Annotated in this window: 8 protein-coding genes and 2 pseudogenes; 7 read left to right on the top strand and 3 right to left on the bottom strand. The window is 42.3% G+C overall.

The features are described 5' to 3' along the window. Positions 1-636 (bottom strand): annotated as a pseudogene (locus FTU70_RS13930) (IS3 family transposase); the annotation flags it as partial. A 277-nt stretch (positions 637-913) separates the two neighbouring features. On the opposite strand from FTU70_RS13930, the gene FTU70_RS13925 reads away from it, so the two are divergent. Continuing rightward, entirely contained in the window at positions 914-1,702 is a 789-nt protein-coding gene (locus FTU70_RS13925) for an aminoglycoside adenylyltransferase domain-containing protein (protein ID WP_038350081.1), read from the top strand. A 126-nt stretch (positions 1,703-1,828) separates the two neighbouring features. Here FTU70_RS13925 and FTU70_RS13920 read toward each other — a convergent pair whose 3' ends face one another. Continuing rightward, positions 1,829-2,287: a DUF523 domain-containing protein gene (locus tag FTU70_RS13920; protein ID WP_077170035.1), complete on the bottom strand. Its 459-nt coding sequence runs from the start codon at positions 2,285-2,287 to the stop codon at positions 1,829-1,831. 234 nt (positions 2,288-2,521) lie between these two features. Next, a protein-coding gene (locus FTU70_RS13915; RefSeq protein WP_119285041.1) for an IS3 family transposase occupies positions 2,522-3,687 on the bottom strand; the annotation gives its coding sequence in 2 pieces (ribosomal slippage) (positions 2,522-3,429 and positions 3,429-3,687; 1,167 coding nt in all). Between the two features lie 192 nt (positions 3,688-3,879). Between FTU70_RS13915 and FTU70_RS13910 the strand changes: the two are divergent. The 6 genes and pseudogenes from FTU70_RS13910 to FTU70_RS13885 all read left to right on the top strand — a co-directional run. Next, positions 3,880-4,233: pseudogene (locus FTU70_RS13910) on the top strand (transposase zinc-binding domain-containing protein); the annotation flags it as partial. 61 nt (positions 4,234-4,294) lie between these two features. Further along, positions 4,295-4,999: an IS6-like element IS26 family transposase gene (locus FTU70_RS13905; protein WP_163451784.1), complete on the top strand. Its 705-nt coding sequence runs from the start codon at positions 4,295-4,297 to the stop codon at positions 4,997-4,999. A 72-nt stretch (positions 5,000-5,071) separates the two neighbouring features. Continuing rightward, a complete protein-coding gene (locus tag FTU70_RS13900) occupies positions 5,072-5,665 on the top strand; it encodes a tyrosine-type recombinase/integrase (RefSeq protein WP_205779272.1) in 594 nt (197 codons plus the stop codon). A 189-nt stretch (positions 5,666-5,854) separates the two neighbouring features. After that, positions 5,855-7,021 carry a tetracycline-inactivating monooxygenase Tet(X3) gene (locus tag FTU70_RS13895; RefSeq protein ID WP_024160783.1) on the top strand — a complete coding sequence of 389 codons (1,167 nt, stop codon included), beginning with the start codon at positions 5,855-5,857 and terminating at the stop codon, positions 7,019-7,021. Positions 7,022-7,169: 148 nt separating this feature from the next. Beyond that, complete coding sequence (locus tag FTU70_RS13890; protein ID WP_001366550.1) at positions 7,170-7,907, top strand: recombinase family protein; 738 nt, start codon at positions 7,170-7,172, stop codon at positions 7,905-7,907. Further along, positions 7,904-8,128, top strand: coding sequence for a hypothetical protein (locus FTU70_RS13885; RefSeq protein ID WP_000743213.1), 225 nt, complete (start codon positions 7,904-7,906; stop codon positions 8,126-8,128). Before FTU70_RS13890 ends, FTU70_RS13885 begins: the two co-directional genes overlap by 4 nt. Positions 8,129-8,342 lie beyond the last annotated feature (214 nt).

The raw sequence follows: 8,342 nt of genomic DNA, 5'->3' as shown, positions 1-8,342 counted from the left end.
ATCCTTTGAGCAGATATGGATATTTACGGTGAGCTTGATTAGCCTGGCTTAAATTTGGTTTGCAATATAACGCCTGAATACCCATTTTCTTCATTAAAGTACGTGTATGACGTCGTCCTATATGATGCCCTTGACGATTCAACAAATCACGCATCATACGACTGCCTGCAAAAGGATATTGCATATGTAATTCATCAATACATCGCATCAGCTTCAGATCTGATGAGCTAACAGGTTTTGGGCGATAATAATAACAACCACGAGAGACTTTCAGTAACTTAGCTTGTTTAGATACTGAAATCTGAAGTGAGTGATCGATTAACTTTTGTGGTTGAAGCGGCCCAGTTTCTTCAACACACCTTCTAAAAAATCAATTTCTAATGCCTGCTCACCGATTTTTGCATGTAACTTTTTAAGATCAATGGGAGGTTCTGATGGAGCTTTTGATTGATCGAAAGCTTGTGAGGAAGCTGAGATCAATTGATTTTTCCAGTCAATAATTTGGTTTTGATGAACATCAAACTCAGAACTCAATTCAGCAAGTGTTTTTTCTGCTTTGATCGCAGCAAGTGCTACCTTAGCCTTAAAGTCGTTTGAATGATTTCTTCTTGGTCTACGTGCCATAAAATACTCCATATATTGATGTTTATAACATCATTTGAGGAGCAGAGTATCACTTATAGGAGTTGTTCAAATTTCCGGATCCATCTCTAAGTGAGGAGGAAATGACTCTTACTATTCAGATGTTGTTTCAAGCTTTTTTTGATTGATAGAGTTTTATGTATTAAACTCTATATTGAAAGTAAATATATTGTAAAAATAGTATGTTATTTACTAATTGATTAAATTATTTACACTTATTCTGTATAATGCTCTATGAATTCATTACTTATTTTTTTAAATTAAAAATCATATGCAAAGCTTAAATGATGAAGAGTGTCGCCAAGTTGAAAGTGTAAAACAGCTTTTACAAAAAAATTTTAAAGATAAGCTTTATGCTATTTATTTATATGGTTCGTATGTTGATGGTGGTTTAAAACATAAAAGTGATCTTGATATTTTAGTTATTATTGAACGTGAAATTACCGATCAGGAAAGAAAACAATTAGCGCAGAATTTTCTAAATATATCTGTTCCGATTGGTCATGCTACAGCGCGTGCCTTAGAAATTACGATATTAGAAAAAGGGAGTATTACCAATAAAAATCATCCATATACATATCAGCTACAATATGGCGAGTGGTTGAGAGAAGAATTACTCAAAGGTGAATTACTTTATAGTCAATCTGATCCAGATATTAGTATTTTACTTAAAACTGCCCAATTACATAACATTACTATCTTTGGACCTGATATTTGCGATTGGTTAAATCCAATTAGCTATGAACAATTAATATTTGCCATGCAAAAAACTTATCCACAAATTATTGCTCATTGGAAAGACGATCAGGATGAATGTAATCAAATTTTAGCGCTATGCCGTATAGCTTATACATTAGATCATAAAACAATAGTTGCCAAGGATGTTGCTGCGACATGGTTTTTAGAATTCTTAAGTCAGATAGATCAAGACATTTTGCAACTCATAATAGATGAATATATTGGGCAAGGTCATGAGCAATGTTGGTTAGTTTTACATGATCAGCTTGCTAAAATTGTTAAAGAATTACAGCATAAAATTGAACCACTACTTTTTAACTGATGTGGAAGTAATGGATATGCTTCTTAGATTATTACCTCACTATATCTCTAAATACCGAAGAGACTTGATATTGCAAAGGGGGGCGTGGTTGGAGTTGCATGAAGATTTTAAATAAAAGCGGAGGAACTAGGGTAAAAGTTGCCAAAAAGTTTCTTCTGAAATGACTTTTATATTATGACGTTTAAGCAAAGCGGAGGTAACTCCATTGCCATAGATCTTATTCCCATTAAATTGACCATCGTAAATCATTGAACTACCACATGAAGGGCTATTTTCTTTAAGCACTACCAGAGTAGCTTTTAATAATTGAACTTTTTTTAAAGTTCTATATGCCCCTTCAATATAGATTGAAGTCACATCCTTTCCTGATTTTTCAATTACACAGGCTTTTCCATCTAAGACATCATCGCCATTACCTCCCGAAATCTCGGCAGGTTCGCGTGGTGTTGATAAACCGCCAAGAATCTCTGGACATACCATAGTAGCTTTTCCATCTTTGACTAATTTTTCGATTTTTTCGTTTAAGCTATGCGTCCCGTTATAACGTACCTTTAAGCCAGCCAGACAAGAACTTACTAAAATCATATTTCCTCTATGAAAAAGATATGTATCGATTTGCTATTTAGCCAGTACCTATTATTTTTTAAAATTAATAGGTTAGTGCTATGGATAAAACAAGAATTTAAATATGATCAATGCAAAGTGAGTTATTTTTTTTCTAACCCACAAAGCTTATAGATTAGTTTGATCCTTTTTGTTTAGAAAATTTATCAACAGTGATGTGTGCTGAATTAGCAGGAGACTTTCACTTGGGAGATTCTAGGCAGCTAACCGATAAAAGTCTTCTGCCATTTGATTTGGTGTCTTAAAATCCAAGCCTTTTTGAATTCTTCGCTGATTATAAAATAACTCTATATATTTTGTAATATCCGCTTTGGCTTCTTCCCTTGTTTTGTAGTTGCGATGATGGACTAGTTCATTTTTGAGTATGCCCCAGAAACTCTCTATCGGTGCATTATCAAAGCAGTCGCCTTTTTTGCTCATTGAACCCTGAAAATCAAATTTCTCAAGTAAGTTTCGATATTCATTACTGCAATATTGGCTGCCTCTATCTGAATGTACAATGAGATCTTTAGCAGGTTTCTGATTGCGAATAGCCATATTCAATGCATCACAAACAAGCTTGGCTGTCATGCGCTCATTTAAGCTATAGCCAACAACCTGTTTCGTGTAAAGATCTTTGACAGCTGCCAAGTACAACCAGCCCTCAGCCGTCCAAATGTAGGTAATGTCACTCGACCACGCAAGATTAGGCTTCGTCATTGAAAACTGTTGCTTGAGTAAATTGTCATAAATAGAACGGTTGTGATCACTGTTCGTGGTTCTTTTGAAACGCTTATGGCGCTTACAATACAACTGATTTGATTTTTTTATTTGGCGCACAGCATACGTACTTATTTTGATACCTTGCGCTTGTAAATGCTTGGTTAATCGAACATAGCCATAGCTTTGTTTGGTTTCTTCATGGGCTATTTTGACCAAAATTGTCTGCTGATTTCGCTGAATTGATCTTTTACTCATGCCTCGCTTTAGCCAATCATAAAAGCGAGAAACGGATACACGAAGTAATCGAGCCATTAAAATAATCGGAAATAAGTGGCTTTGCGATTTCATATAGGCGTACCTCACTGACTTTCTTTGGCAAAGTACGCTGCTGCCTTTTTTAAAAATTCACGTTCCATTTCAGCTGTTTTGAGCTGTTGTTTAAGCTTCTTATTTTCTTCGAGTAAGGCGTTTAGATCGGGCGAATACTGTTTTGTGCCTGCTAAAGTTCCAGCCTTTGCTTTGTTATTCCAGTTCGAAAGGGTTTGCATTGAAATGCCAAGTTGTCTAGCGGATTCCGATACATTACCTTGGTTCTCTTCAATGGCTTTTATGGCTTCAGCTTTAAATTCTGCGGTGTAAGTCTTCTGTTTCTTGCTCATGGTAAACTCCTAATGAGTATGTATAGTTTACCAAGTTAAACCCTCCTGTTTTTTAAGCACACATCAATAGAGTGGGAGTGACGGGCACTGGCTGGCAATGTCTAGCAACGGCAGGCATTTCGGCTGAGGGTAAAAGAACTTTCCGCTAAGCGATAGACTGTATGTAAACACAGTATTGCAAGGACGCGGAACATGCCTCATGTGGCGGCCAGGACGGCCAGCCGGGATCGGGATACTGGTCGTTACCAGAGCCACCGACCCGAGCAAACCCTTCTCTATCAGATCGTTGACGAGTATTACCCGGCATTCGCTGCGCTTATGGCAGAGCAGGGAAAGGAATTGCCGGGCTATGTGCAACGGGAATTTGAAGAATTTCTCCAATGCGGGCGGCTGGAGCATGGCTTTCTACGGGTTCGCTGCGAGTCTTGCCACGCCGAGCACCTGGTCGCTTTCAGCTGTAAGCGTCGCGGTTTCTGCCCGAGCTGTGGGGCGCGGCGGATGGCCGAAAGTGCCGCCTTGCTGGTTGATGAAGTACTGCCTGAACGGCACTGTTGCAAATAGTCGGTGGTGATAAACTTATCATCCCCTTTTGCTGATGGAGCTGCACATGAACCCATTCAAAGGCCGGCATTTTCAGCGTGACATCATTCTGTGGGCCGTACGCTGGTACTGCAAATACGGCATCAGTTACCGTGAGCTGCAGGAGATGCTGGCTGAACGCGGAGTGAATGTCGATCACTCCACGATTTACCGCTGGGTTCAGCGTTATGCGCCTGAAATGGAAAAACGGCTGCGCTGGTACTGGCGTAACCCTTCCGATCTTCGCCCGTGGCACATGGATGAAACCTACGTGAAGGTCAATGGCCGCTGGGCGTATCTGTACCGGGCCGTCGACAGCCGGGGCCGCACTGTCGATTTTTATCTCTCCTCCCGTCGTAACAGCAAAGCTGCATACCGGTTTCTGGGTAAAATCCTCAACAACGTGAAGAAGTGGCAGATCCCGCGATTCATCAACACGGATAAAGCGCCCGCCTATGGTCGCGCGCTTGCTCTGCTCAAACGCGAAGGCCGGTGCCCGTCTGACGTTGAACACCGACAGATTAAGTACCGGAACAACGTGATTGAATGCGATCATGGCAAACTGAAACGGATAATCGGCGCCACGCTGGGATTTAAATCCATGAAGACGGCTTACGCCACCATCAAAGGTATTGAGGTGATGCGTGCACTACGCAAAGGCCAGGCCTCAGCATTTTATTATGGTGATCCCCTGGGCGAAATGCGCCTGGTAAGCAGAGTTTTTGAAATGTAAGGCCTTTGAATAAGACAAAAGGCTGCCTCATCGCTAACTTTGCAACAGTGCCAGTTTTATTACGAACGTGTTTTGGGTGGACAACGGAAAACATATTTCATCGAAAGACCAAAAAAAGAAAAAACACTTCCTGTTGTGATGAGTGAAGAAGAAACCATTCGGGTACTACGCGCTATTGAAAACGTGAAACACAAGGCTATTCTGATGACTATTTATTCGGCAGGTTTGCGCATTTCTGAATGTATAAACCTGAAAATAAAAGACATTGACTCCAAGCGCATGCAAATTCGTATAGAACAGTCAAAAGGAAAAAGAGATCGTTATACCATTTTATCTGAGAAAACATTAATTATTTTAAGAACATACTTTATGGAATATAAACCAAAAGATTATTTATTTGAAGGTCAAAAAGGTGGCGCATACTCAAGCCGAAGTATTCAAAACATTTTTAAAGCAGCTGTTTTAAAAGCAAAGATTCAAAAGGAAGTTACTGTACATACCTTACGACATAGCTTTGCAACGCATTTGCTTGAGAATGGTACGAGTTTACGTTATATTCAATCGTTGTTAGGTCATTCAAGCAGTAAAACAACTGAGGTTTATACACATATTACCACCAAGGGAATGGAACAATTAAAAAGTCCGATGGATTTGTTAGATATATAGAAAGGATTTGTATATTTGAGCAAAACTTAACAAAAAGCACTATGAATATAAATCCTTTTGAGAGAGTAGAAACGAACGGTAAACGGTTGAAAACGGATTTGTCACTGATAATGAAAGGTTTAGCAAAATAAGATATAGTGGATATATACGCCATTTGGCGTATAGCCACTTGTTATGTGCCATTTTTGAATGACAATGCGAATAGATACGGACAAACAAATGAATTTACTTAGTGATAAGAACGTTGCAATAATTGGTGGTGGACCCGTTGGACTGACTATGGCAAAATTATTACAGCAAAACGGCATAGACGTTTCAGTTTACGAAAGAGACAACGACCGAGAGGCAAGAATTTTTGGTGGAACCCTTGACCTACACAAAGGTTCAGGTCAGGAAGCAATGAAAAAAGCGGGATTGTTACAAACTTATTATGACTTAGCCTTACCAATGGGTGTAAATATTGCTGATGAAAAAGGCAATATTTTATCCACAAAAAATGTAAAGCCCGAAAATCGATTTGACAATCCTGAAATAAACAGAAATGACTTAAGGGCTATCTTGTTGAATAGTTTAGAAAACGACACGGTTATTTGGGATAGAAAACTTGTTATGCTTGAACCTGGTAAGAAGAAGTGGACACTAACTTTTGAGAATAAACCGAGTGAAACAGCAGATTTGGTTATTCTTGCCAATGGTGGAATGTCGAAAATAAGGAGCTTTGTTACCGACACGCAAGTTGAAGAAACCGGTACTTTCAACATCCAAGCTGATATTCTTCAACCGGAAATAAACTGTCCCGGATTTTTTCAGCTATGCAACGGCAACCGATTAATGGCGGGACATCAGGGCATTTTATTGTTTGCCAATCCCAATAATAATGGTGCATTGTATTTAGGAATTAGTTTTAAAACGCCCGATGAATGGAAAAATAAAATTCCCTTAGATTTTCAGGACAGAAACAGCGTTGCCGATTTTTTATTGAAAAGATTTTCCAAATGGAGTGAAGTTTACAAACAATTAATACGTTCGGTATCAACATTTCAATGCTTGCCCACAAGGAAATTTCCTTTGAACAATGATTGGAAAAGTAACCGTCCATTACCCATAACAATGATTGGCGATGCTGCTCATTTGATGTCGCCTTTTGCAGGACAGGGTGTAAATACGGGATTATTGGATGCTTTGATATTGTCTGAAAACCTTACAAACGGAGAATTTACAAGTATTGAAAATGCCATCGAAAACTACGAACAACAAATGTTTGTTTATGCAAAAGATACGCAGGACGAATCGACAGAAAACGAAACCGAAATGTTTAGTCCCAATTTTTCGTTTCAAAAATTATTGAATCTATAAACAGTAAGAAAAAACGGCTACTAACAAGCAGTTTTGCAATAGTGGGGCAGAAGTGCAAAATTGAACTTGTGTGCTTCTATCAACTTTTGTACATTAGCTGCCAGTTTAAGATGGGTGCATTTGAGTATGCCCAAAGGAGCCCGCAAGTATGCGCAGGACGAAGCCAGTAGCCGCGCCGATGGTGGCGCGGGTCTATCTGCGCGTCAGCACCGACGCGCAGGACTTGGAACGCCAAGAGGCGATCACTACGGCCGCGAAGGCCGCCGGCTACTACGTCGCCGGCATCTACCGTGAGAAGGCATCCGGCGCACGCGCCGACCGGCCTGAGCTGCTGCGCATGATCGGCGACCTACAGCCCGGCGAGGTGGTCATTGCCGAGAAGATCGACCGCATCAGCCGCCTACCTTTGCCCGAGGCCGAGCGCCTGGTGGCCTCGATACAGGCCAAAGGCGCACGCCTGGCCGTCCCTGGCGTGGTCGATCTATCCGACCTGGCGGCCGAGGCCCAGGGCGTCGCCAAGATCGTGCTGGAAGCCGTGCAGATCATGCTTTTTCGCCTGGCCTTGCAGATGGCCCGCGACGACTACGAGGACAGGCGCGAACGCCAGCGCCAAGGCATTGAGTTGGCCCGCCAGGCCGGGCGGTACAAGGGCCGCCGTGCTGATCCGAAGCGCCGCGCCCAAGTTGTCGCGCTGCGCAAGTCCGGCTACAGCATCAACAAGACCGCCGAGCTGGCCGGGTACAGTGCGGCCCAGGTGAAACGGATATGGGCCGAGGTCAGCCAGGCCGAAGCGAAGCAGCACGGCGCGTTCGTGGAGGACGCATTGACGGAAGCCGATGCCCTGGCCGCTGTCGGCCAGGATGAGCGCCAGGAGGAAAGGGCATGAAGAAGCCGAACCAAGACGACGAGCCGTTTTTCATCACCGAGGAGATTGCGGCCGAAATGATCGCCGGCGGCTATGAGTTCGAGCTGCCGCCCATTCCTTGCACCATCCGCCTACGCGACGTGCTGGAGCGCATGACCGATGCTGAGCTAGCATTGCAGCCGGGCGAGATCGCCGACCAGGAGCGTGAACGCTGCCGGCGCAAGCCGTGTTCAACCTCATGATCTGGTCATGGTATTTTTCATGGCACTGAGCCTGATAGTTCTTGCAAATTGTTGTCACTAAAGGGTTTTGTGTGCTTGTTTACAATCGAGTGGGAGTGACGGGCACTGGCTGGCAATGTCTAGCAACGGCAGGCATTTCGGCTGAGGGTAAAAGAACTTTCCGCTAAGCGATAGACTGTATGTAAACACAGTATTGCAAGGACGCGGAACATGC

It is taken from the genome of Acinetobacter sp. YH12135 (assembly GCF_013418565.1).
In the GTDB taxonomy this organism is placed as follows: domain Bacteria; phylum Pseudomonadota; class Gammaproteobacteria; order Pseudomonadales; family Moraxellaceae; genus Acinetobacter; species Acinetobacter towneri.
This window is presented reverse-complemented; position numbering and strand designations above follow the sequence as displayed.